Consider the following 24808-nt stretch of genomic DNA (forward strand, 5'->3'; position numbering starts at 1 on the left):
TCAAACGCCCCGGACCGATCATGGTCCGGGGCGTTGGTACTGCTGGGAAAGGGAGCCCCCTGTCGGATTCGAACCGACGACCTTCGCTTTACAAGTTCGACCCGAGCCCGGCGTGGTCCGGGCTCTCCTTGCGCATCGGGGCCGTACGCGGCTGCCGATTGTCGCCGCCGTCCGTGGTCGTTGATGTCAGTGTTGGATGTCAGCGGAACACTCAACGCTGTGGCCCACGTTGAACTCCACGGCTCGGCTCCGCCTCGCACAGTGCCGCGAGTTTCTTTGAGTTGAGGTTAGCCAAATGAGGTCCCGGCCAGTTCGGACCTGCCAAACCATCCCGCATGGATGCAGGGTTAGCCCCAGTGCTGGGCGCGCTGGCGGGGGTGTGTCGTTAATTAGACACTCCCACGCGGCGCGCGGCTCCGTGTCATACAAGGAACTCGGCGAGCGGGAAGGACCGATGGCGACGTGGTGGAACCAGATAGTTCTGCCGGTGGGTCGTGTGCAGGACCGAGTTGATGCCGGCGTGGGGGCTGCGCGGTGCGACGGGGAGTGTCATATCGGGATAGTGGCCATCCATCGAGAGCCGAACGCGATTGAAGATTCCAATCGTCGGCTGGAACGAAATGAAGTGCAACCCTGCCGCTTTCTTCTCGCTGTAGTGGTCTGCCGCCGGATCGGATGTGTAATGGAATGGATTGTCCAGCGTGTCGAAATCGCCGCGCACTGGGATGGTCGTCCCCGTAGGGTAGGCCTTCCCATAGTTGCTGGTCGTCGGTGATGTGGTGCTGTCCACCTGCGACATGCTCCCAGTGTGGCCGTAGGCGTGGTAGCGCTGGACCCCTTGCGCTACTTCGGCCTCACTTTGACCTGGCGGTTGGAGGGCAAGCGTACCCGGGGCGGGCGCGGGCGAGAGGCCGGGCTGGAGCATCGCCTGGACGCGATCCGCGTACTGAGGGAAGTTCTGTTCGTACCAGGTCACCAGATCTTGAAACAGGTGCGAGAGATGCATGGTGGTCCCCTGTTTGAAGTAACCGTTGGGCCACTGATCGGTGAGGCCAGGCAGGGTCTCCAGATTGGCGATGACGCCGGGTCCCATATTCGAGTCCAGGGTAGTGGCGAAGCCGAGGAAGCCCTGCGCCTGTCGAGGAATCGACTGTGCACCGGGAATTTTAGCTGCCAGCGCCAGCTTGCTCGGCAGGCCCTGTTGCCCGTAGAAACCGCCCCCGGAGAAGCCGTAGCGGATACTCGTCACCTTGAACAGGCTGCCCGCCTGGTTGCTTCCAGACCCGAAGAGGACGTTTTGGGCTGCCTTGATATTGTCGAGCGAGTCACTGCGGAGTAGCACGGCCACGTCATTCTGTTCCAAGCGGACCGGCCCGAAGCCAGGCGGGGGCTGGTCGCTAGGGAACGTCCTGGCCTCCTGCAGCGCATATACGGTATGGCCCTCCGTCTTGGAAGTCACCAAATCGACCGGCAGATACTCTGGGTAACGCGTTCCCGCCTTGAAGAAGCCCGACGTCTTGCCCAGGGTTGGGATGTAGTGGTGGAAGTAGGGAAGTCCCCAGGCCACCGTGGTGGCCACTCCTGTGGGAGTGGGCGGAAATTGGCGTTCCAGACCCAGGAGGGCGGACTCGAGGTGGTGCTGCGCCTCCTGCAACGCCTTAGCATTCGCCAGCACATTCAGCCTTGCGGTAATGACATGATCGTGCAGGGCCGGCACCCGGACCGCAATCGTGCCATTGCTGCTCTTCACGCCCGAGCCATCGACCATGACCACCTGCTCGTTCTGCAGGATATATTGTTCCTGGACGGTCGGGCTGTCGGCGCCGGCAGCGGGCCGGTCCGGTGGTTTTGCAATGCTGTCGATCAGCTCATAGATGCCGGCGGATGCTAGAGCGGCACCGAAGGCACCCGCTGTCCCTTGAAGCAGGCGTCGCCTACTCAAGTTCCCGTGTGATCGTCCCGCACGCGCATTTTCGCTGCTATCTGACATGAAACGTAATCCCCACTGTGGAGTAGATGTCCGAGGGTGAGGACTGGGTGAGCGCCGTCGCTGAGGACCGTCCCCCGATTAGCCTGCTACCACGTCTTCGCCATAAGGGTCTGCTCACGATGCGGGGTTCGCAGCGCCGATACGGCCTTGCGCACGTGCCGCCAGATAGCCGATGACGGTGGGTGTGCTGGCCAGTTGCCATCGTCATCACCTTCGCTGTCGCGATATAACCACACGCGGCCTGGGTCATTGAAGCCAACACGCGGCGTCCTGGGTCATTGAAGCCAATACCAATCTGGTGCGGCTCATGAACTTATCCGCTCACCCAAGACTCGCTGACAGACAGTGTTGCGACGATTCCTTGAACCCGGGCAGTACACGTCCATCAAGCTCACCACACGCCTGGTCGAAGCCGAATCCAGGAGTCAATGGGCTCGGTGGGGCACTCGTTCGACAACGCCCTGGCGGAACACCTGTGGATACTGAGTCTTTCCCGGTAATGGATCATGACGTTGTGTGATCGTTCAGATGGTTCGGTCGTACTCGAGCTGGAGCAGGACGAGGGCCGCGGCGGCGATCTGGGTGATGCGGCTGGGATCCAGACTGACCCGTCGCAGGGCCTTGAAAGTGGTCTTGAGCAGGGAGTTGGCCCGTTCGCACACGCCGTGGACGCCTCGGATGACCTTGTTGTAGGTCTGCTGGGCCTCGGTGAGCTCGCCGCCCGCGGGCTTCTTGACCGGGTGGCGGAAGCCGTCTCCGGCGTTCTCGTACCCGAGGTCGACCAGGGTCGGCACGCCCAGCTCCGCCGCGACACGATTGAGCGCGTCGAGCAGGCCGTGCTGGCGAGCACAGGTGGTGTCGTGCTCGCGGCCCGGGCGGACCGGCGAGACCCAGATCGGCCAGCCGTCCGGGGTGGAGATGACCTGCACGTTCCCGCCGTGATGGCGGTGCTTCCCGGACCACCACAGGTCCGCGCCGTTGGGGCCGGGGGCCGCGACGCGATCGGTGCGGACCACGGTGCCGTCCAGGTTCAGATGGGTCAGCCCCGCTGCCTTCGCCCGCTCCAGCGCGGTGTGCAGATCCGGCGCCCCGGCCGCCAGGACGGCCAGTCCTTCGTGCAGGTACCGGTAGGCGGTGGAGGACGACAGGCCGTTGTCACGGGCGAGTTGCGCCAGGCGGGTGCCGTCGAGGAACCAGCGCAGGATGAGCACGGCCTGCCGGAAGCAGCCCAGCGCACGCCGTCCCCGGCGGGTGCCGATCACGGCGCGGTGGTCGCGCAGCAGCCGGGCCAGATATTCGGCAGTGGATCGGCGGACATCGAGCACGGCGGTGTATGTGACACTGGTCGACACGTGAGGCCCCTCGGTCGGATCTTTCTGTCGCAAGATCGTTCCTACCAGGGGCCTTACGGTTGCCCGGACTTGGGCACAGCAGGGGCACGCAGCACAGCCCAGCGATCACAGCGAGCGACGACCGGTTACCGGGAAAGGCTCACTGACTGGTCAAGACCGAGTGCGTCCACGGCCTCGTCTTCGCCGTCCGGGCCGAGACGAACCTCGCGCTCTTTGAATAGATCGACGGCTTCTACGATCCCCGTCGCATCCAGAAACGGATCGCTACCTCAGCCCATCGAATTCGAGGAAAAGCACTACGCCGACCAGGCAACGACCGAACCAGTGAACCTGAAACCACGTCAGCCCGCACCGACCTGCTATTCAGCACCTCCCACACAGCGGAGGGAACACACAAGCGTGCAGGTGGATGGCCTCTGACCAGCCGTATCGGCCAGAGGCCATCGTTGCGGCATCACCCGTTGATACCAATCGTTCCCTGCCATTCCCCGGTCTGGCGGGTAGCGGGACGGGCATACGGTTCAGTCGTTCGGGATGTACGCGTGCGAATGAGACCAGAAGTGAGACCGGGCATTGGCCAGCACCTCGCCCTCTGCCACGACGTCGAGCTGATGGAATGTCGCAGCCTGCCGTTGGATGCCGTACCACACGGTGTCAGGCGGTCGGTGCTGCGGAAGCCGTCCGGGTCGCAGCCACGGTCACCGATCACGCGCTGACCGGACCGACTGCGCCGCCCTGCGTCTTCGGTCCGTCATGCCATGGGCATGGCCGGGCCTGGCTCGTGCTCGCCGGGTGGAGTTCCCGGTTTGAGGATGACGGAGGTGTAGTGGTTGGCGAAGAAGTAGGAATAGGACAGGCCTTCGTCGATCCTGCCGAACTCGTTACTCATCATCGTCATGAGCGCTGTCGTGCGGGTGCCGTCGCTGGCGTAGGCGGTGAACATCTGGTTGGGTGGCAGCCCAGTGGCTCCGATGGTGACTTCGTTGATGCCTGGGAGTGCCCGGATCAGGGCCGTGCCCTCGCCGGAGCTACCGGTGACGCGCAGGGGGAGGTTCTGTGTGTGCATGCCCAGACCCTGCCGGCCCAGGTTGTTGGTGCTGGTGGCCGGAGTGTTGCGGGCGACGTACACCAGCGCCATGGGCGACTGGCCGATGGGGAGGGTCTTGATCACCGAGTTCGTGTGTGTGTCGATGACGTCGACCGCGTCGGAGTTCTGCAGGGCGACGTAGATCCTGGTGTTGTCGGGGCTCGGCCAGATGCCGTGGGGGCCGTGGCCGTTGTTGTGGATGGTCTTCACCAGCGTGGGTGGCGCCCCGGTTTTCGATCGGCGGTACACCAAGGTCTCGTCCAGTCCGCCCACGGTCATGTAGGCGTAGTCGACGCCGCCGACGGTGACGAAGTTGGGGTGGTTGGTGCGCGGTCCTGTGTTCAGCACCGCCTCCACACGGAAGGTTTGTGCATTGACCACAGCGGTGGTCCGGCCGTTGGTGGGCATGCCGAGCCAGATGTCCCGGCCGTCGGGTGAGATGGCCTCGTCGGAGGACCCACCCGCCTGTTCTGGGATCGGCAGGCGCTTGATGATCCGGCGGGAGGCGACATCGATCATGTCCAGCCTCGAGGCGCGCAGGTGGTTGACGTAGGCGAGTTTGCCGTCGGGGCTGAAGACCAGCTTCGACGGCCCGTCTTCGCTGTAGATCCGGTCGACCTCCTTGCCGGCCCGCCAGTCGAGCACCGAGATGTAGTCCTGGCCGCGCACCGCCACCCACAGCCGCGTGCCGTCCGGCGAGAAGAATCCCTCGTGCGGCGCCCGGCCGACGTATATGGTGCGCACTACTTTGTTGGTTGCGGTGTCGATGATATGGACGGCGTTGGTGGTCACGTCGATCACGTCGAGCCACTTTCCGTCCCGGGAGAAGCCCAGGCCGTGCACGTCGATCTCCCCGTCGTACATGGCCCCCAGCACGTCCGCGCTGGGCTCCAACCGCGGCTTGCCCAGAGCGATCGTGCCCAGCACCGTGTTCGTCGCCGGATTGATGACACTGACCGTGTTGGAGGATTGGTCGGCGGTGTACACCCGGTCGTTCCCCGAGATCGGCTGCGCCCCGGGCAACGCCGGAGCTTGGATCAGCGTGCCCGGCACTGAGGGGCTGGCGGTCGACCCCACTGTGGGGGCCGGCACCGGACCCAGGTGCGAGGACGCAGATTCCTGCGTCCCGGACGTCGTGCAAGCGGCGATGGACGCATACACGACCGCCGCCACGAACGCCCGGGCAAAGCTGGGTCTTATACCCATGTTCACTCCTTGTGGTCACGTCGCCGGTGGATAGCCCGCGTCGCAAGCTGCCACCGGCGCTTGACTCGTGAGGACTGTGCTGTGGGGGCTGTGCCGCGTGGCGCGAGAGGTTGCGGCAGGAACTGGTCGCTGCATTCATCAACGGCCACTGGCGAGAGCAACGCCTGTCATCGTGGCGCCGAGGTCACCTCTCCCGAACGCGACCATGCGTCCCCGAGCGCACGACCGATGACGCTTGACGCCGGTCGTCCGAATCATCGTCGAGCCATAAAGGAATCTAACGGACACTTTCGACATGCTCACCTCGGCCGGAGGTTTTCACTCGGACGGCCCGTCCGTCGGCGAACGGCAGGCAACTGCACCGCCGTTCAGACTTCGCGCGGTGTACGCCCAACGGGTTCACGATGGTTCACGACGGGCCGACCACAACTGCGATCGCAGCCACACAGGGCAGTAGCCCGCGCGGGCGACGGAGCAGTTTTGGCCGGCGTCTTGCCCGATCCCCGCCACGCAGCGTGAAGCGAACAAAAAGCCCGGTGGCGTTGAGGTCAGCGCACGTGCAAAAGATCTGATCGCGGAAGCCGCGAAGCGGGGCGAGGTGGACCTGTCCCTGGTCAGTATCGACTCCACCACCGCGCGGGCTCACCACGACGCTGCCGGGATGCACCTGGACGAGGACGTCCTCACCGCGCTGGAGAAGGGTGCCGCAGAGGAGGAGAAGGTTAGGTCAAAGGGGGCGCCCTCGAAGAATAAAGCGGTCCGGACACCTCAGGTGACCCCGAGCGGGAAGAGCGTCGACGCGCCTGGCGCCGCCGCAAGCTCCGGCTGAAGGCCGCCCTGCTTGGACGCTCCAGGGGCGGGCAGACCAGCAAGGTCCACCTCGCCGCCGACCGGAAGTGCCGCCCGCTGGTGTTCATCCTGACCGCCGGACAGGCAGCCGACAGCCCGCAGGTCAGTGGTCAACTTATCTAGGAAGACGGACAGGGCCTATAGATCGTGACTGGATACGCGCCCTAGCGGGAATGTCACAGCCCTACCACGTCGGCGAGCAGGTCCACCTGCTCCAGGCCGCCGCCGTGGGGGAAGAGAATGAGTTCGTCACAGCCTGCCTCGCCATAGGCAGCGACCTCGCGGGCGACATTTTCGGGCGTGGCCAGACCCGCTTCGATGCTTTCGCGGATGTAGGTACCCGAGGTGTAGTAACTCGCAAGACTGTTGTGCAGGCGTTTCTCTGCGCCTGGCCCCAGCGCGAAGTGCGCGGTCGCGACCAGGCGGGGCTCACCCGCCTTGCCCGCGTCCTGCCACGCCTGCCTGACCCCCGGGAGGAGGGAGCGGAAGTTCTCCACCCCCTGGGCTCCGCCGATCCAGCCGCGACCGTAGGTGACCATTCGCCGCAGGGCGGTCTTGGTGAACCCGCCGAACAGCAGTTGGGGGCCGCCAGGCGTGGCCGGGCGAGGCCCGATACCGTCGTGGCTTTGCCACTGCCGGGTGGCCGTTTCGAGCAGTGAGTCGAACAGCTTGCCGCGGCGCTGGAAATTGAGCTGGCCTGCCTTGTAGTCGTCCTCCCGGGCGCCGGGCGCGAGGCCCAGCACGAGACGGCCGCCGGACAGGCGGTCGAGCGTGGCGACGGACTTGGCGAACAGTACGTGGTTGGCGCGCAACGGGGCCAGCAGGATGCCCGTGGTCAGCCGGATGCGGGAGGCGGCTCCGGCGGCGACGGCCAGCGCGGTCAGAGGCTCGTAGTTGTCGTAGACAAGGCGGTCGGTACAGCCAAGCGTGGAGAAGCCGCGCACCTCGGCGCGTCTCGCCCAGTCCACGATCGACAGACCCGGGTCGGGACACAGTACTGGTAGTCCGATGCCGATGTCCATGGCGTCGTGCTCCTCTTGGGCCAGGGAAGGACGCCCGGGCTCCGTCGTGGTCGTGGGTGTCCGTGAACGCTTGCAGCCGGGTGACTTTGTGCACGCTCAGGTTGTCCCATATGGGCGCGATCGGCGCGCCGAGCCACGGTTACCAGGTTGCATTAATCGCTCGTGCGTTCGCATGCGGCAGGACTCAGGGCTGGGACGCCTAGGGGGCAAGTTGTGACTCTCCGCTCGTATCGTGAAAAAGAAACACGACGGCGGCAAGGCAGGAACGTCATGACGGAGCCGGAGGTCGACTACACGGCGGTGTTCCGGGCCCTCCCCGGGGCGGTGGCACTGCTGACCCCGGAGCTGGTCTACGCGGACGCCAACGCGGAGTTCTTGCGCATTCGGGGCCTCCCCCGCGAGCAAGTGATCGGTCGGTTCCTGCCGGCGGACCGCGCCGAAAACGACCCCGCCGCGCCTCTCCTGCTCAAAGTCTTGGCGTCAATACGCCGGGTGGCGGATACCGGTGAGCGCGACACCGTAGCGCTGCAGCGCTACGACATGGAGGACCCCGACCAGCCCGGGGTACGGCACGAACGGTATTTGAACCTGACCAACATTCCCGTCTTCGGCCCTGACGGGCGGCTGGCGCTGCTGCTGCACCGGGTGGAGGACGTCACCGAGCTCCTCCGAGCCCGTGAAGTCGCGCTGACCTTGCAAGAAGCCATGCTGCCCGCTCCCCGCCCGGTCGGCCGCCATCCGGCGGCCGTACGCTACCGGCCCGCCGCTGAAGCGCTGAACGTGGCCGGTGACTGGTACGACCTGGTCGACCTGCCCGGCGACCGCATCGCCGTCGCCGTCGGCGACGTTGTCGGCCACGGCCTGCCCGCGGCCGGCGTGATGGGACAACTGCGCAGCGCCCTCAGTGCCGCCTGCCTCGTCGCCGAAGGCCCCGCCCGTGCCCTGGACGTCCTCGGGCTGTACGCCCGCACCATCGACGGCGCCGAGAACACCACCGTGGCCACGACATTCATCGACTGGGACACCCGCACCATCACCTACAGCAGCGCCGGCCACCCCCCACCGGCACTCCTGCACAGGGACGGGACCGTCGAGTTCCTGGACCAGGCCACCGACCCCCCACTGGGCGCCCGCCCTGAACACGTCCCCCGGATCCAGGCCGTCGCGGCCTTCCACGAGGGCGCCGTCCTCGTGCTCTACACCGACGGCCTCATCGAACGCCGCCGCGAAGACATCGACGCCGGCCTCGCCCGGCTCGCCGACTCCCTGACCCGCCACCGGGCAGCCGACCCCGAGACCCTCGCCGACGCCGTGCTCAGCGACCTTCTTCCACCCGGTGACGCCACCGACGACACCGCCCTGGTCATCGTGCGCCTATGACCCAGCCCGCCCATTCCGCGTGCTCGGCCAGACCTCGTTGACGACAGTGAAGTCACCGCCGTTCTTCGTTCTGTGGACGAGCTGGGGACGGCTTGGGACACCCCTCACGGCATCGTGTCCATCGTGGCGGCCGCAATGATCGTGCTGGTGCGCCGTGAACGGCGCCGGACGGTTTCGAGTCCGGAAGGGCAGCGAATCGAAGCGGCGGCTACGAGAGCCTTTCGTGACGCGCGCCGGCAGGCTCATGCCTATGAGCATTTCAGCGATGCCAGTGGCAGCATCAGCGCCCTGCGGGATCGTGACTCCCGCTCGCAGGGCACTTTCAAGCTCCGAGGCGGACACATGGCCACGCGGTCGGCGGAACGACTTTGGCCGGGAGCTGCTTTGGTGCGAGTGATCATGGAACGGGCACGCAGCGGGCACAGTTGCCTGGCGCAGCCGCAGTTCGCGAAGCCAGGCATGTACCGTTGGCTGACTTCATGCGGCCCGGCGATGGCCCCTGACTGTGCGTTCTCCGCGTCGGATGACCAGTACGGCTACGTCGTCGGCATGGCCCACCGCGACCGCGGCGTCGAGGATGCGGTCGGCGGTCGCCTCGGCGTCCAGTCCGTCGTGGAGGGCCGCGCCGGCCAGTGTTCCGGCTCGCTCCAGTCCGGCGTCCAGCGTCAGGCCCGGTCCTTCGACCACGCCGTCGGTGACCATGACCAGGGCGCTGTCCTTGTCCAGGGTGAAGGTCTCCTCGGGGTAGTCGGTGTCGGGCACGACTCCCAGGACCGGTCCGCCCGGCAGCTCGCGGATGCTGTGGCTGCCGTCCTTGTGCGCGTACGGCACCGGCACGTGGCCCGCGCTGGCGCCGGTGACCCGTCCGTCGCACGGGTCGAGATGCAGCATGGTGCAGCTGGCGAAGCGTGCCGCGTCCATCGTGACGAGCAGCTCGTTGGTGCACGTCAGCACGGCTGCGGGATCCGCTTCACGAGCGGCGATTGCACGCATCGAGGCGCGCACCTGTCCCATGGCTGCGGCGGCGTCCACGTCATGTCCTTGGGCGTCGCCGATCTCCATCGCGACCGTGCCGTCGGGCATCACGAAGGCGTCGTACCAGTCTCCGCCGATATCCAGCCCGTCCTGGCTCGGTCGGTAGCGGCCGGCGACCTCGAGGCCCGGGAGATGCTCGGGCAGCGTGGGGAGCATGGCCTGCTGCACCGCCCCGGCGAGCTCGACCCGTGCCTGCTGCAACCTGATGCGCCCCAGTGCCTGACCGGCCAGGTCGGCCAGGGTACCCATGAGGGTCTCCTCGTCCAACGACGGCCGATATCCCCTGTCGTAGAACACCATCCACGCCCCAAGTGGCTGACTGCCGGTCTCGCTGAGAGGAGTGATGGAGGTGGCATAGTCGAAGCCGAGCCGGGCGCGCCCGATCCGCGGGCCAGCGTAAGGGGCCATGATCACTCGCGCCAAAGCAGCTCCCGGCCAAAGTCGCTACGCCGCCCGCGATGTCAGCGCTTACCATCACGTTGTGCCGAAAATGCCCGATATCTGCATCCAGGCAGCATCCATGCAATGAACTCATGGAATGCCGCATATATTGGCATTGGACACATATGAGAGACCCGTCACACCCTGGTTGGCGTCCTATTTCCGACACCCACGGGACTCGTCATGAACACCAAGTGGAACGCTAGGGAGGGCCGCGACGCCTCGGACAAACTCCTTCGAGGGGCTGATCCGGCGGCGCTGCTGACGCTGGACGGTGCCATCCGCAGCCTCAATGCTGCGATGGCCACCGCGCTGGGCAGGCCGGCGGAGCAGTGCCTGGGACGTGACTTCGGTGATCTGTGGCCCGCGAGCCAACGGGTGTCGGCCGAGAATCTTGTGGTCCACGTGGCCAGGTCGAAGACGGTCGCCATGCGGATAATGGAATTTCCCGGGCAAGGTGGAGCACCACCCGTTGCCTGCTTGATCGAGGCGCGGCCGGTGAAGGATTCCGCCGGTGACGAGCAGCTGGTCTGGGTGCACGCACTGGATGCGCGCAACGACCTGGCGAGCCTGTTGATCCCGTTCCGGCTGGCCGCCGAGGCCGCCGACCTCGGCCTGTGGATGTATTCAGCCCATGAGCGCCGATTGGAGTGGCTCGGTGGCGCACCCGCCCTGGCCGCGACCCTCCCGGATCCCAATACCTACCTCTCTACAGTGATCTCGGCGGTGCACCCGGAGGACCAGGCGTCCCTTGCGGGGCTTCTGCGCCCGCCCGCCGCTCAGTCCCCGTGGGTCGGGTTGCGGTACCTCACCCCGCACGACGGCTGGCACCACCTGACCGTCCAGACCCGTCGGATCCAACTGGGGTACGGCGGCCCCGAGCAGATTTTTGGGGTGGTCCGCGACGACACCAAACAGGAGAAACGCAAGAAGAAGGCGCAGGCCGCGCTGGCTGCCGAGCGACAGCGCGCAAAGGAGATCGCCGACTTCTCCTCCGCCTTGATCAGTGCAGCCACGGAGCAGGAGCTGCAGCAGGTCGTCCTGACCCGGCTCGCCGCGACCTTCGGCGCCAGCGGCGCCCTGCTCGCACTCGTCGACGAAGGCCGCCTGCACGTCTCCACCGACGCCGGGATAACCCCATGCGAGGTCGACGTCCTCCACGGCCTGCGGCTGGACCATCCGAACGCGCTGTGCGAGGCGATCCGCACCGGTAAGCCGCAGTTCGTCACCGACCGGGAGGACTGCAGGCGCCGCTGGCCGCATGGGGTCGGATTTCCGCACCTCGTCGGACTCGGCTTCGATTACACGGTCTCCATCACCCCCCTCAGCGAGGCCGGCAATCCACCCCTCGGGGGATGGCTGGTCACCTACGGCAGCGGACACCGGCCGTCCTTGGACGAGCGGACCCTCATGGGTACGCTGGCCGATTTGGCAGGCCAGGCACTGCGGCGTATCAGGTTGCAGCAGGCACGATGCGAGCTGGCCACGGCGCTGCAGCAGAGCATGCTTCCCACGCTGCCCGAGCACCTGGCGGGCCTGGAGGTCGCCGCCCGCTACCGGCCCAGCCGCGACGGGCTGGACATCGGCGGGGACTGGTACGACGCCTTCGTGCTGCCCGACGGCACCGTCGCCATGGAGATCGGCGACGCCCAAGGACACGACGTGGACGCTGCCGCAGCCATGGGACAGGTACGCGCCTCCATGCGCGCGATCGCCGCCAATGAACCGGATCCGGCAACCGTGCTGACGCGCACCAACAAGCTGCTCGTCACGATGGGCGCGGCACGCTTCGCCAGCTGCACCATGCTGCATCTCGACCCGCGCGACGGACAGGTCACCGGCGCCAGCGCGGGCCATGTGCCGTTGCTGTACGCGCACAAGGACGGCAGCCACAGCATCCACGAACTGCCGGGCGGGCCGGTCCTCGGAATCCTGCCCGACACCGACTACCGCGAGGAAACCCTCACCCTCGACGAGGGCAGTGCGCTGGTCATGGTCACCGACGGCGTGGTCGAAGGACCGGGCCTCACATTGGACGCCGGACTGGAGCGAGCCGGAACACTGGCCGCCCAGGCCATCCACGAGGGGCTGAACGCCGAGGAGACCGCCGACCGCATCCTCGAGGCCGCGGTCGCGGTGGACCACCTCGACGACGTGGCCGTACTGGTCATCCGACGTATGTGACGGCGTCAAGCCGACGGGGCGCCGTCAATCGGTCGATGACGACGCCCACGCTTGGACAGGCTTTGAGATCTAGCCTCATCCTTATCAGGTCGATCACGGACCCCCTGGAAGTCGGAGGGAGCCTAGCTCGGCGCGGGTGGGATGACCGCTGGGGGCCGCTCTCGTCCGCCCCTGTACGCCGCTGTTGGTGTCAGCAGTTGGTGTCAGCTGACTGGCTCCGTCTTGACAGATTTGCTGCCAGCCCTTCAGGAGTGATCGCCAAGCAGGCCACCGGCATCACAGTCGCCGCTTGTCTCTGAGGTAGGGGACCAGCAGAAAACGGGGCCTGTTGAAGATCCCGATCAGGATGATCAGCAGCCAGCAGAGCATCATGCCGCCGATTGCCACTGCCGAAATCCACAACCAAGGCTCGGCCGAGTTCCGTGTTGCCGTGACTGCGAGTCCCACGGCTAGCGCGATCACCATGATCGCCATGAAAACGAAGTTGGCCGCAACGACCACGACGCCACGTAAGAGGATCCATCCCGGCGCCCCTCTCACACTGAACGATCGCGCGGCATCGGGAGCGCGCTCGGGATGCCCCCAGAGCCGGACGGCCACCACGACGAACCGGACAGCCAGCGCCACTAACAGAGCCAGAGCAATAAAACCCCAAATCACTTGCAAACTCCGCTCATATGTCGCCCCCCACAGCCGGTTCAGGATAGAACCCCATCTCATCGGCGGGGACCCCATGCACACAAGTTGTGGCCTCCGGCAGTAACCACCCCCGAGCTCCCGTCCCGTACGCCGTCGACCCACACACCGTGGAGCGGGCGTGGTTCATGGCGTCCAGGTGGAGCGCGCCACTGTACGAACGACTGGACGCCATGGGCCGCGTCTGCTCCACTCTGCCTGGGCCGATGGTGTACGGGATGGGAGCACCCCGCGCGCTCCGCGCCGATGGTGGGCAGTGCGGTGAGCTCGAGCACACCGAGCGACGCCCAACCCAGGCCGGTCAGGTGCTGCCCCGTGGGCTCGGCGGCTACGAGGCCCCGCACCGATGTCGGACCGCACATCGGGTGACCCCACTGTGCTGTCGGGACGCAGAGGGCGTGGCACTCGGCGATCGGCTTGCCGAGAAGCTGCACGAGCGCCGAGTGGATGCTTGGGTTCGTTACGCCGCCTGACGTAAGCAAGAGTTTCAAGGTGCCTCCAAATTCGCGCGCGGAAGGTGGATGTACCTGAAGACCCGGGACCGTGCTGGAACTCATCGCATCCCAGTCCGTGTTCCAGGGCGGCCAGGAGTTCAGAGGCTTGCGCCTCGTCGGCTGTGTTGCTGGTCAGGAGGCGTTGGACGAGGGGTATTGCCTCGTCGCGGCTCATCCTCTGGCTGGGCTCTACGTTCATTGGGCAGCGGTAAGGCTTGCCGTCGTGGCTACGGACATACGGGCCATCACTCCAGGTGCAGACACCGCGCTACCGCGTCGGCCGCGGCCTGTCCGCCGCTGAGGCGAAAAGGCTTCTGGCCGACGTCTACGACGACCGGCTAGGCGCTGCCTACGTGCTCGCGCTGTGCCTCGGACTGCGCCGGGGGGGAACTGCTGGACAGGTCGGGTAGCCCCCGCGTGCCCCTCGCGTGCCCGATGCCGCGGGATCTGCCGAGGACTCACGGGGAACAGCGGCGTCACAGGCGCTCCCGCGAGGTCAGAGCCTTGCCAGGTAGGCCGCCATTCGCATACCCACTCTTCCAAACTTGGTCCGCCTGCCTGTCGTGTCCCTTCGGTCAGGGTGTCCGGGGTGATGGCGAAGAGGTGGACGTCGGAGGCTCTGTGGAATGCGTGAAAGTGCCAGCCGCGGGCGAAGGACGGACGGCCGTTCCTCGCCCCCGGCGCCTGACGGTGGTCAGCTCACCATCAGTAGGAGAACTGCTGGATCTCCTGGCGGTTGATGCCGATCGTGTATCCCGTGCGGGTGGCGGGGTCCAGCTGAATGGACTGTCCGTCCTGGAAGATAGGCGCGATGAGCCCCGGGAAGGCCATCAGCGGGCTGCCGTCGGAGTACGTGTAGTCGCCGTTGATCGTCTCCACACGCTCGCCGGTCGTGAGGTCCATGACGTCCATCTGCCCCATCGCGTCGTTGTTGAAGACCAGCGTCGGAAGCCCGTAGACGTGAACGCCATCGGGCCCGACGAACTTCTCGAAGGCGAGGTCGCGCCCACCGTCAAGGGTGAATTCGAGACCCGGGTCCTGGCGGACCGTGACCGGATCGGACGAGTCCGTGGGGTCGATCTTGGTGATCACGCTGGGAGCGGGCAGCTTTGTGCTCCGTGACGAGTTCGACGCGTTGTAGGCGTTGCCCGCATCATCGATCGCGACGCCCTTACTGCACCGGGAGGTGTCCCCAGCCAGAGTGGCGGTGCCGGAATCGAGGTCGACGCGAGGTGCGGACACGCTGCCCGAACAGAGCCGGTTACCCGTGGGCAGCACGACGACCGTGCCGTCCTTGGGGTCGACGGCCATCTGCGAATACTGGATGCGGGCAGCGCCCGGATCGGTGACTCCCGCGCCGGAGACCGGGACGGGAATCTCCGGGGAGGATGCGCCGGTCGTCAGACTGATCGGCAGCAGGACGTAGACATCGTCGGACGTCCGGTGGAGCAGAACGACGCCTCGGTTCCGGGCGGAATCGAGCCGGCCGTTCACGAAGGTGTAATCGGATGCGGACAGTGTCTGCTGGGTGACCATCGTCCGGCTCGCCGTGTCCCAGACCTGCAGGTCGACGTCGCCCTTCGGCTCGGCCTGGTGCGCCACGAGGGCCCGGTGGGTGGTAGCCGACGCCCCGATCACCGCGTAGGTCGCCCCGTAGGTGCGGTCCACGGTCAGGGCGGCCCCGTAGGTGCCGGTCGCCGGGTCGTACGGCTTCACCATGGCCGCACCGTCCCGGCTCGTCAGGGAGACCAGCGAGTCCTTGCCGGCGAAGGCGAAGTCGACCACCCGGGCGCCGTCCGGAACGAGCCCGTCATCGGCCTCCAACTCCGCGCTCGGAGATGCCTGCCCGACGACGTGGTGGTCGCTGTCCAGGGCGAGCACGCGCACGTTGTACAGCTCGGACAGGGGCAGCCCCAGCTTCAGGACGTCGAGACGGGCCGTGCCCGAGGTCCCGGGCAGCGTCTGGTGGAGGGTGGACGGCGTGTTGATGCCGTCATTGTCCACCTGGGACCCGTTGGGGTTGTCAAACGTGTTGTACCGGTTGCCTGATCTCGCCGGACCGGGCGCGGAGAACTCGACTTCGGCGGCGACCGCACCATGGACGGCGCTGACGTCGTACCCGAGGCCGAGGACCGGGTTGGCACGGTCGACGGTGGCGCTGTGGCCGGCTGCACCGCTCGCGTCGGTGAGCAGCGGTGCAGCCGGACGGGCGGTGGCGGTGGCGGTGCCGATGCGGATCGAAGTGAACTCCGCGTAGACGTTGTCCGCAAGGTTGACGGAGTTCTGGATGATGCCGATGCCGTAGAGTCCGGCACCGCCGTGGAAGGCGCTCGCCGGAATGGTGAGGCTGCCGGAAGTGGCCGTCACCGACTTCGTCCAGGCCGGGTAGAAGATCGGCCCGAGAGCCGGATTCCAGTGGCCAACACCGGACACGGCGATGGCGGGGTCGGACACACCGTAGACGCCCCTGAGGTCGTAGTGCACGGTGACCGGACGTCCGAGCGGGGCGACCGCGGGCGCCGTCGGCGCCTGGGCCTCTCCGTAAGTGCCGTCGCTGGCTCCGATGGCAACCGTACGGGACGCGCTCGCCACCACGTGCCCCTTGATCAGGACGTCGTAGCGGAGCTTGACGCTGCGGTCACTCGTGGACACGACCGGCAGACCGGCCGCGGCGAGCAGCTGACGCGGGGTCACGCGGATGGCCGGGGTGCTGGACCGCCACACCGTGGAGCCTTCGGTGAGCCGGTACTGGGCAGCCGCCTTGCTGGGCAAGCCCGTCACGTCGCCGGCGAAGGTGACCGGACCCACCAGGCCCTCGCCGTTGCCGCCGGAGGCGGGGTTGCCGAGGTCGATACGCTGCGGATCGGTCGTCTCCGTGAACATCCCGCCGAGGCTGCCACGGGTCACCCGGTGCGCGACCGACAGCCGCACCACGGCGGGCTTGGCCTTGAGCTTGTCACCGAGAGCTGCCTGGGTGGCTGCCGTGACGTCGATCTGCGGTCCCACATGCACAGTCCGGTCGATCTGCTGCGGGCTGGCGACCGGTCGCCCGGTGCGCTCGAGCAGGTCGCGGACATCGGCGGGCGTCAGGTGGTGTCCGGCCAGGCGGGACGCCTGCAGCACCACGGCCGCCGCTGCGGCGATCTCCGGAGCGGACGCGGACGTGCCGCCGTTGAGGACCACCTGCACGTCCGAGGGGCCACCGGCAGGAGCGAATCTCGTCTCGACGGGGTGGACGAACGAGGGGATGTTGTCGCTGGGCGCGGAGAGGTTGATGCGGCTGCCGAAGCCGGATGAGAACGTGCCGAAGCCGCTGATGCGGGTCTCCGCCACGGTGGGGCTGCCCGCCGGGCCGGCGAGCGTGTCGTCCAGGGTGGTGCCGCCGGCGGCGATGGCGCCGGTGTCCGGGTCCCGTGAAGGCACCGACGACACCTGAATGTCGTCGAGGTTCGTGGCCGCGGCGTCGTCGGCAGCCAGGTCGGTGGGTGTGCTGCCACCGTCCGGGCCCACCGCCGCCGAGGTGAACAGGCGGGTGCCGTCGTTGGAGGAGATGACCACCGTGATGCCGTCTTGCTTGACGATGTGCTCGACGACGGCGCGGATGACCGGGTCGTCCTCCAGGTAACGTCCCGCGAAGCCGAGGGTGTCAGTACCGAAACCGAGGCTGGCGGTGATCACGTTCGGGCGGGGTGACTGGTTGGCCGCCGCCATGAGGGCGGAGGCTATCTGGTCGGTCGTCGGGGTCTGCGGGACCACGAGACGGTACTTGGCCCCGGGCGCGATGCCGAGCAGATCGGTGTAGCCGCTCCCTTCTCGGCCGGGCCGCTGCAGGTCATGCGGCAGCGGGCTCATGACGCTGAAGTCCAGCAAAGCCTCGCCCAGCCCGGGGTCCTCACCCTGGACCGCGGCGGAGCCACTGAGGCCGCCCTGTCCATTGGACACATAGGTCGGGATGAGCGGCATCGACGGCAGGTCGAGGTAGCGCTGACCATCCTTGAGGATGGTGGTGGCCCCGCTGCTGACAGCTTTCGCGTTACTGCCGTCCAGCATCGACTGGTCCACCAGGTCTCCGATGGACACGTTGGTGATGACCTCGCCGACCCCCGGCTCCTGCCCGAACTTGCCCTTCAGCGTCGCGAAGGCGCCCGTCGCGTTGACCCCTCCGGCGTTGAGCAGGGCTTGAGCGGAATCGGCCAATGCGTAGTTCGTCGGAATCCCGCTGGAGTCAGAGCTGGTCCGTGTCGCATCCGACGGCCTCGCCTGAGCCTGCGCTGCCGCCGCCTTGAGCACGGACGCGGGCAGCGGCCGGCTCGGGGTGTCGAGCGTATTGACATAACGGTCCGGCTCGGCGTACGCGACACCACGCGTCGTGCGCAGTTTCTTCGCCACCGCATCGGAGTCGCGGTCCGTCGTCTGGAGCACATAGGTACGCGACAGAGCGGAGCCGGTGGCCGGTGAGGAGGCGGCATTGTTGCGGAGCGCGGTCCCGGAAGACTGGGACAGTTCCGGGACGACGGCACGCATCGTCTTGGCGCCGACCGCACGCAAGACGGAGTTCACAGTCGCGTTGTCCGTTTGCGGACTCAATGCCGACAACTGGTGCCCGGCCAGCGGCTTCCCGGTGACCGAGGTGCCCGCAGCCAGGGTCACCACGACCTGACCGGGCACCTTGCCGGTGCGCTGCTGGGGCTGCTGAGCTGAAAGGCCCTTGCCCAGCGGCGTCTTGACAGCAGGTGCGACGGAGGCCGAAGACCCGCTCGAGACCGGAGCCGGAGAAAGGGACGCAGAGTCGGAGACAGCCGCCGCAGATGTCATAGAGAGCATGGCAGCACTGGTGGCCATGACTGCGAGAAGGGCGGTGCTGAGCCGCCTCCCCGGTCTATGGACACGATTCATGGAGGAACCTCCTGCAGGTCGGGCCAACGCACCGCAGAGCAAAGCGGGGCCGCCCGAGAGACATGGATCGCAAGGTTCCGGAGATGGGATCGGGCCACAAGATCTTGGGGATAGAAGTGTTCCAAGTGACTGCAGTCATGGGTGTAGGCAGTGATCGGAAACATTGACCACTGGCGTCCTGGCTAGTAGCTGACCCTTTTTCAAACTGAGTTCGCAATGGTCGGGTTGAGGCAGTCCGGCGGAGCGTTTTCCGTCTCCCAGGGGTCGCGGCAGGGCCAGCGGACGGTGCCGTCGGCACCCTGGTGTTCCTTGTCGCCCAGGAGCGCACACCGGCTTCGGTCAGGGTGTCGAAGACGCCGTGCGTGCGCGCGGTGGCGGAACGGCCGCGGATCAGGTCGCAGGTTCGAATCCTGCCGGGGGCACGCGGATCCGCATCGCCGACGCGATAGGCGTCCGGCTGCGGGATCTCGTGGGATGAGAAAAGTACAGGGCTGCCGCGGTCTTGCTGCCGTCGCGGCCGCCCTTCCCGACGCGCCCCGCTCGTACGCGCGTTGGGGGACTTCAGTGTCCGGCGCCGGACGAGGTGGTCCGCCGCGGCGTCGCAGGCCTGCACGGCACTGGGCAGACGTACACCGTGATCCCGCCGGCCGATGCAGAGACGTGGTCCCACTTGACCGGCTTGCCCTTGATCGGCTTGTCGCAGCGTGCGCAGATCTTCATCGCCGGGCCTCCCGCATAAGGCGGCGCAGCGCCACGCCGACGTCGCAGCTGCCGGCTTCGGCGACGCACAGATCGCAGCCGGGCGCGTGGTCGTGCAGGGATCGCAGCGCGGCCTCGGCAGTGCAGGGGCCGCAGCCGCGGGGGAACACCGTGACGTGGCTGTCAAGGACCCTTATCCGCCGCTCGCCGAGGTCGACGGCCGTCTCTGCAGTGAGGGAAGTCCCGCACCATACGCACGCGGCGCCGCGCTGCTGCTGCTCGCCCAGGTCACCCACGCCGGGAAGCGGGACCGCAGCCCTCCCCCATGTGGGGGCGGTGTCGGTAGCCTCTTTCATGCTGACCTGCTCTCATCAGGTTGGCCACGCCCCCGGGCCCTGCCAGGCCGCGGGGGTCCACTGGTCCCGAACTACTCCTATGGGGTAATGCGCCTCCCCTATATAGCCAACTTCTACCGATCGCGAGCCATGGGGGCGCATGCCTACGGTGCACTCGTGATTGACGAGTGGGCAGAGGACAGGCCGAAGTGGGAGCAGATCGCCGACGTAATCCGGCAGCGGATCGCCGACGGCACCTACCCGCCCCGGTCCCGCGTGCCCTCCGTGCAGCAGCTGGTCAATGAGACCGGCGTCGCTGTCGACACCGCTCAGAAGGTCTTGGCCAACCTGCGGGAAGAGGGCGTCATCTACACCGTGCGAGGCCTCGGCTCGTTTGTTGCCGAGCGGGCGTAGCCAAGTGCCGAGGGCTGCAAGGCCCGCCGTCGACGACTGACTTCAACCCTGCAGAACCCTGGCCCGCTCGGCCCGGCCGACCCCTGCTCACCGGCAGGGGCAACGGCACAGGCGTGCCTTCGGTTCAGCCTGAACGACCAGTTCCGTTGCACGATGGTGAGGGCGAGCTTGGCGGGCGCCGGATCCGGCGATGAGCACGTGGTGGCCGGCTGCTACGGCCAAGGGACGCAACGTCAGGCCGCCCTGCCCGTGTGTCCCGACCCTGTGCTGCCGCCCTCACCCTGTTGATCGACCGGCCCGACGAGTGCGTCACTGATCTCACGCAGCTGCTCCAGCTGGGCAGGGGTGAGACGATCGAGGAAGCGAGAGCGCACACATGCGAGTTGGAGGGGAGCTGCCGCCTGCAAGGCATCTTTTCCTGCGCCGGTCAGCCTGGCGAGGACGATACGACGGTCGACAGGATCCGGTACGCGCTCCACCCAGTCGTGCTCCCGTGCACGGTCCACCAGATGGGAGAGCCTGCTTGTCGATATCCCCATTCGCCGAGCCAACTTGGTCAGGCGCAGTTGCCCCTCAGGAGCTTCCGACAGCCAAGAAAGCATTTCATAGTGGATCTGCCACATGCCGCTCTCGCGTCGAAATTCCTGCCCGACCTGCTCGGTGATCCAGCGTGCCGCACTGCTGAAGGCGCGCACAGGCTGCTGCGGGTCGAGGCCGGCCGATTCGATTCTCTCCACAGGGACTCCTTGAATTGGTCGATGCCGCACCGCTCTGCGTCACCAGCCGGCAGTGGTCACCTACTCCCGCAACAAAGCCACCCCTTTTGGCACTTCCGTTGCTAACCGGCACCCGTGCGTGCGCAGACGACGCGTGCTCGGGCAGCGTGTTGTCCGCCCCGTGACAGGTGATCTGGGCCAGCCACACGGCTCCGGCCTGGGCGTCTTCCGCTGGGTCGCCGAGCGCACCATCTCCCGGCTACATGGCTTCCGCGGCCCGCGCATCTGTGGGAGCGACGCGACGACATCCACGAAGCGCTCCTCGGCCTCGCCGTCTGCCTGATCACCCACCGCCACGTCCGACGGCTTCGTCAGGACCCTTTAGCCACGAAGGCCCGGCCGTGCGAGGACGGCGCGGGTCAACAGTCCGCTGCCGACGCCCCCCAGGACGGCCGCGGCTGTCCACCAGGGGGCCCAGGGAAGCAGCCCGAGGGCCTGGTCGACCGACCAGCGGCCGGGTCCGGTGAGCGTCAGTACGGCCGGCAGGATGATCAGCACGAGCGGGTATTCGTAGCCGTCGTGCTGCACCCAGAGCCCGTTGCGCCACTTCACGGTGGTGGCGACCGTCATGACTCCCGCTGCGATGGTGGCCGCCAGGGGGGTGAGCGCTCCTGCGATGAGCAGCAGGCCCGCGGCGATCTGCCCACCTCCCGCGGCGGCCGCGGTGAGCCGGCCGCCGCGGAACCCGTCCGCTTGGAACTCTGCCGCTCCGCCCTCGATCCCGTGGCCGCCCAGGCGGTGGCTGACCTTCTGGATCCCATGCCCGGCCAGCAACAGGCCGACGGCCAGTCTCAGGATGAGCAGTCCGGTGTTCATCACACTCTCCTCAAGCGTGGGTGGGTGGTGGTGCGACAGCGCTCGGTTGCGGTGCGTTACAGCACGAAGCAGGCGTCGAAGATCTCGGGCGCGGCCTCGGGGGTGAAGCCGCGGGCGGCGCGCCACTGCCGGTGCTGTTCGGACTCGGCGACCACCTGGCCGAGCAGTTCGGCCTGGCGGGCGCCGGAGATGCTGGGCTTGGCGGTGACCTGGTAGCCGCCGTAATGGGCGATGGGGCTCCAGGCCGGGCTGATGGGCGGGAGCTGCTCGTCCAGGCCCTCGTACTCGCCGGTGGCGTAGACGATGCGGCCGCCGACGACGGTGAGCAGCGCCTCGATGTGCGGGATGTCGGGTTCGGGGACGGTGAAGTAGTCGTCGGAGAGGATGGCCAGGTCGCCGTAGTAGCCGGGGGCGAGGATGCCCTTGACGTCCTGTTCGCCGGTGAGCTGGGCGCCGGCCTGGGTGTACATCTGAAGCGCCTTCTCCCGGCTGACGCGGTTGTCCGGCGGGTAGAGGGTCAGGTCGCCGACGGTGCGGCCGGCCACCAGCCAGTGCAGGGCGACCCAGGGGTTGTAGGAGGAGACGCGGGTGGCGTCGGTGCCGGCGCCGACGGTCAGGCCGCGCTCCAGCATGGCGCGGATCGGCGGGGCCTCGGCGGCCGCGCCGGCGCCGTAGCGGCGCACGAACGCCTCGCCCTGGAAGGACATCCGGTTCTGGACGGAGAGGGCGCCGCCGAGGGCGGCGATGCGGTCCAGGCTGTCGCGGGAGACGGTCTCGGCGTGGTCGAACAGCCAGCGGTTGCCGGCGGGGAAGAGGCCCTCGGCGGCGAGTTTCTCGAAGACGGTGAGGTCGCGGCGGATGGTCTCGTCGTAGGTGGCGTGCAGGCGAAAGCCCCAGCCGTTCTCCATCAGCAGCCGCACGGCCTGCTCGAACTCGGCTTCGTAGGGGCCGAGTTCCGGGCGGGGCTGGGTGAAGTTCTCGAAGTCGGCGGCGGCCCAGGTCAGGTTCTCGCCCGCGCCGTTCAGGCGCAGCCATTCGTCGCCGTCGCCGGGGCGGACCATGCCGATCCAGCGTTTGAGGTCGGCGATCTCCTGACCTCCGGTCTGGGGGAAGAGGTGGTAGGCGATGCGCAGGGAGAGCTGTCCGGCCTTGGCCAGGTCGATGACGGTGCCGTAGTTGTCGGGGAAGTTCTGAAAGCCGCCGGCCGCGTCGATCGCGGAGGTCAGGCCGAAGCGGTTGAGTTCGCGCAGGTAGTGGCGGGTGGAGGTCTTGAGGTCCTCGCCCTGCAGGGTGGGGGCCTTGGCCAGGGTGGAGTACAGGATCAGGGCGCCGGGGGCGGCCAGCAGCATGCCGGTGGGTTCACCGCCCGGGCCGCGGACGATCTGGCCGCCGCGGGGGTCGGGGGTGTCCTTGGTGAAGCCGGCCGCCTGGACCGCGGCCCGGTTCATGATCGCCGACTGGTAGAGGTTCAGCACGAACACGGGGGTGTCAGGGGCCGCGGCGTTGAGTTCGGAGACGGTCGGCAGCCGCTTCTCGGCGAACTGGTCGGCGGAGAAGCCGCCCACGACGCGGACCCACTGGCCCTTGGGGGTGCGCCCGGCCTGTTCGCGGAGCATGGCCAGGCCCTGGCGCAGGGTGGGGACACCGTCCCAGCGCAGTTCCAGGACGTAGTTCAAGCCGCCGCGGATCACGTGCAGGTGGGAGTCGTTCAGACCGGGGATGACCCGGCGGCCCAGCGCGTCCACCACCCGAGTGTCGGTGCCGATCATGTGCAGGATGTCGGCGTCGTCGCCGACCACCAGGACCTTGCCGTCCTTGATCGCGACCGCGCTCGCCTGCGGGTGCACCGGGTCACCGGTGTAGATCTTGGCATTGCGCACCACCACGTCCGCGATGTGAGCCGCGGGATACTCGATACCAAGGTGCACATTGCGCACCATGGCCTCGGCGTTCTCGGCGTTCTCGGCGGCGACGGGGGAAAGGCCAGCCACAGGCATAGTGGCCATGGAAATCATCTCCAGTGGGGGGGTTCTCAGAAGCTGTGTATGGGGGAAGCGGCCGGCCGGGGCCGCAGCACGGTGGACGAGCGGCCGGGGTCGAGTCAGCCCGCGGATGAGCTGCGCGGCACGGCCAGGGCGGCGACGGCGGCACCGCACGTGGCGGCCAGCAGGGGCCAGCCGAGCCCCGTGTGCTGCACGAGCACGGCTCCCCCCAGTGCGCCTGTCAGCATCGCCAGCACCGAGGCCAGCCGGCGGCCGGCACGCGGATTGGTACCGCCTGCCAGGCTCGAGTCCGAGGCCAGGCCGGTCAGGGTGAGGGTGAGCACCGTCGTGGTCACATCCGGCACGGCGAGTTTGCGCACCGTGGCGTTGCGCAGGCCCATGGCCAATGCGATCAGGGCGATCAGCGCATAGACCGCATGGCCTGCGACGAAGGCGACGGCCGTCGCCGTGGCCAGCAGCACCGTTTCGAGCACCAGGATCCGGCGCAGCCAATGCGCCGCACTGCCACGGCGCATCACGGTCTTAAGACGGCCGGCGAGTACCGCACCGGCCAGGAAGGCGGCCAGCGACACCAGCGAGCCGAGCACCGAGAAGCCGGGTACACCGGCGGCGGCGAAACCGATGATGACCACATTGCCGGTCATGTTCGCGGTGAAGACATGCCCCAGGCCCAGGTAGCTGACCGCGTCGATGAGGCCGCTCACCGCCGTCGCGGTCATCAGGGCCGGCAGCAGCGGCTCACGGACACCCGCCGCGCCGGGCGCTGAGGAATGGTTGAGGTTCACTGTCGTTTCCATGGGTCACGGCCCATATTCGGTTCGGGTTGCTCTTGGTCCATGACCGCCGACCGGCGATCGGCGACACGACTGCCATGCTCGGTCCTGCACGGGACGACACGTCCCGGGGCCGTTCAACGGACCGTCGCACGCGCGCAGTTCGGCTCTGCCTGCGGTGGGTGGCGTTTCCCCTGCGGTGCGCGAGGACCTCCGCGCAGCTGGCCCCCTGAATTGGGTGGGCAGCGGGGTCGTGGGCAGCGGGCCCCGTTCGGCACCCCGTCGACGTACTTCGCGATGGGATCGTCAAGACCCACCCTGCCCCGGTCGGCCAACTGGAGTAACGCCGTCACGGTGAAC

15 protein-coding genes, 2 tRNA genes and 1 pseudogene are annotated in these 24808 nt (G+C 67.5%); 5 read left to right on the plus strand and 13 right to left on the minus strand.

The window, feature by feature from the left end:
• Positions 1–53: 53 nt before the first annotated feature.
• From ACWDA7_RS34850 to ACWDA7_RS34865, 4 genes are all read right to left on the minus strand, one after another.
• Positions 54–112: transfer RNA gene (locus tag ACWDA7_RS34850), tRNA-Ser, on the minus strand.
• Positions 113–421: 309 nt separating this feature from the next.
• A complete protein-coding gene (locus tag ACWDA7_RS34855) occupies positions 422–1990 on the minus strand; it encodes a DUF7405 family protein (RefSeq protein WP_450609654.1) in 1569 nt (522 codons plus the stop codon).
• 524 nt (positions 1991–2514) lie between these two features.
• A complete protein-coding gene (locus ACWDA7_RS34860) occupies positions 2515–3342 on the minus strand; it encodes an HARBI1 family protein (RefSeq protein ID WP_450609656.1) in 828 nt (275 codons plus the stop codon).
• A 751-nt stretch (positions 3343–4093) separates the two neighbouring features.
• Positions 4094–5452, minus strand: coding sequence for a hypothetical protein (locus ACWDA7_RS34865; protein ID WP_450609658.1), 1359 nt, complete (start codon positions 5450–5452; stop codon positions 4094–4096).
• 733 nt (positions 5453–6185) lie between these two features.
• On the opposite strand from ACWDA7_RS34865, the pseudogene ACWDA7_RS34870 reads away from it, so the two are divergent.
• Positions 6186–6586, plus strand: a pseudogene (locus ACWDA7_RS34870) (hypothetical protein); the annotation flags it as partial.
• Positions 6587–6660: 74 nt separating this feature from the next.
• Here the strand turns inward: ACWDA7_RS34870 and ACWDA7_RS34875 are convergent.
• The gene (locus ACWDA7_RS34875; RefSeq protein WP_450609660.1) at positions 6661–7506 is read right to left on the minus strand and encodes an LLM class flavin-dependent oxidoreductase; all 846 of its coding nucleotides are present in this window, start codon (positions 7504–7506) and stop codon (positions 6661–6663) included.
• A 270-nt stretch (positions 7507–7776) separates the two neighbouring features.
• On the opposite strand from ACWDA7_RS34875, the gene ACWDA7_RS34880 reads away from it, so the two are divergent.
• Positions 7777–8886 carry a PP2C family protein-serine/threonine phosphatase gene (locus ACWDA7_RS34880; RefSeq protein WP_450609661.1) on the plus strand — a complete coding sequence of 370 codons (1110 nt, stop codon included), beginning with the start codon at positions 7777–7779 and terminating at the stop codon, positions 8884–8886.
• A gap of 477 nt (positions 8887–9363) precedes the next feature.
• On the opposite strand, the gene ACWDA7_RS34885 is transcribed toward ACWDA7_RS34880, so the two are convergent.
• Entirely contained in the window at positions 9364–10329 is a 966-nt protein-coding gene (locus tag ACWDA7_RS34885; protein ID WP_450609663.1) for a PP2C family protein-serine/threonine phosphatase, read from the minus strand.
• A 216-nt stretch (positions 10330–10545) separates the two neighbouring features.
• On the opposite strand from ACWDA7_RS34885, the gene ACWDA7_RS34890 reads away from it, so the two are divergent.
• Positions 10546–12546, plus strand: coding sequence for a SpoIIE family protein phosphatase (locus ACWDA7_RS34890; RefSeq protein WP_450609665.1), 2001 nt, complete (start codon positions 10546–10548; stop codon positions 12544–12546).
• A gap of 276 nt (positions 12547–12822) precedes the next feature.
• Here the strand turns inward: ACWDA7_RS34890 and ACWDA7_RS34895 are convergent, their stop codons facing one another.
• Positions 12823–13173 (minus strand): hypothetical protein, encoded by a 351-nt coding sequence (locus ACWDA7_RS34895; protein WP_450609667.1) that lies wholly within the window; start codon positions 13171–13173, stop codon positions 12823–12825.
• 1268 nt (positions 13174–14441) lie between these two features.
• Positions 14442–18389 carry a S8 family serine peptidase gene (locus ACWDA7_RS34900; protein WP_450609669.1) on the minus strand — a complete coding sequence of 1316 codons (3948 nt, stop codon included), beginning with the start codon at positions 18387–18389 and terminating at the stop codon, positions 14442–14444.
• A gap of 598 nt (positions 18390–18987) precedes the next feature.
• Between ACWDA7_RS34900 and ACWDA7_RS34905 the strand changes: the two genes are divergently transcribed.
• Positions 18988–19054, plus strand: a tRNA-OTHER gene (locus tag ACWDA7_RS34905).
• A 294-nt stretch (positions 19055–19348) separates the two neighbouring features.
• Here ACWDA7_RS34905 and ACWDA7_RS34910 read toward each other — a convergent pair.
• Positions 19349–19687, minus strand: coding sequence for a hypothetical protein (locus tag ACWDA7_RS34910; protein WP_450609671.1), 339 nt, complete (start codon positions 19685–19687; stop codon positions 19349–19351).
• Between the two features lie 156 nt (positions 19688–19843).
• Between ACWDA7_RS34910 and ACWDA7_RS34915 the strand changes: the two genes are divergently transcribed.
• The gene (locus ACWDA7_RS34915) at positions 19844–20080 is read left to right on the plus strand and encodes a GntR family transcriptional regulator (protein ID WP_450609673.1); all 237 of its coding nucleotides are present in this window, start codon (positions 19844–19846) and stop codon (positions 20078–20080) included.
• A 233-nt stretch (positions 20081–20313) separates the two neighbouring features.
• Here the strand turns inward: ACWDA7_RS34915 and ACWDA7_RS34920 are convergent, their stop codons facing one another.
• The 4 genes from ACWDA7_RS34920 to ACWDA7_RS34935 all read right to left on the minus strand — a co-directional run bounded on the left by ACWDA7_RS34920 (position 20314) and on the right by ACWDA7_RS34935 (position 24394).
• Entirely contained in the window at positions 20314–20817 is a 504-nt protein-coding gene (locus ACWDA7_RS34920) for a MarR family winged helix-turn-helix transcriptional regulator (protein ID WP_450609675.1), read from the minus strand.
• A gap of 360 nt (positions 20818–21177) precedes the next feature.
• Positions 21178–21672, minus strand: a complete 495-nt coding sequence (locus ACWDA7_RS34925) for a DoxX family protein (RefSeq protein WP_450609677.1) — start codon at positions 21670–21672, stop codon at positions 21178–21180.
• Positions 21673–21728: 56 nt separating this feature from the next.
• Complete coding sequence (locus ACWDA7_RS34930) at positions 21729–23678, minus strand: amidohydrolase (RefSeq protein ID WP_450609679.1); 1950 nt, start codon at positions 23676–23678, stop codon at positions 21729–21731.
• Between the two features lie 95 nt (positions 23679–23773).
• A complete protein-coding gene (locus ACWDA7_RS34935; protein WP_450609680.1) occupies positions 23774–24394 on the minus strand; it encodes a YoaK family protein in 621 nt (206 codons plus the stop codon).
• Positions 24395–24808: the final 414 nt, after the last annotated feature.

This window comes from Streptomyces sp. NPDC001156 (assembly GCF_053598275.1).

Excerpts from the sequence above, each read along its gene's own strand:
- ACWDA7_RS34855 (WP_450609654.1), bottom strand. The coding sequence starts at position 1,990 with ATGTCAGATAGCAGCGAAAATGCGCGTGCGGGACGATCACACGGGAAC.
- ACWDA7_RS34875 (WP_450609660.1), bottom strand. The coding sequence starts at position 7,506 with ATGGACATCGGCATCGGACTACCAGTACTGTGTCCCGACCCGGGTCTG.
- ACWDA7_RS34880 (WP_450609661.1), top strand. The coding sequence starts at position 7,777 with ATGACGGAGCCGGAGGTCGACTACACGGCGGTGTTCCGGGCCCTCCCC.
- ACWDA7_RS34885 (WP_450609663.1), bottom strand. The coding sequence starts at position 10,329 with ATGGCCCCTTACGCTGGCCCGCGGATCGGGCGCGCCCGGCTCGGCTTC.
- ACWDA7_RS34890 (WP_450609665.1), top strand. The coding sequence starts at position 10,546 with ATGAACACCAAGTGGAACGCTAGGGAGGGCCGCGACGCCTCGGACAAA.
- ACWDA7_RS34910 (WP_450609671.1), bottom strand. The coding sequence starts at position 19,687 with ATGAAAGAGGCTACCGACACCGCCCCCACATGGGGGAGGGCTGCGGTC.
- ACWDA7_RS34925 (WP_450609677.1), bottom strand. The coding sequence starts at position 21,672 with ATGAACACCGGACTGCTCATCCTGAGACTGGCCGTCGGCCTGTTGCTG.
- ACWDA7_RS34930 (WP_450609679.1), bottom strand. The coding sequence starts at position 23,678 with ATGGCCACTATGCCTGTGGCTGGCCTTTCCCCCGTCGCCGCCGAGAAC.
- ACWDA7_RS34935 (WP_450609680.1), bottom strand. The coding sequence starts at position 24,394 with ATGACCGCGACGGCGGTGAGCGGCCTCATCGACGCGGTCAGCTACCTG.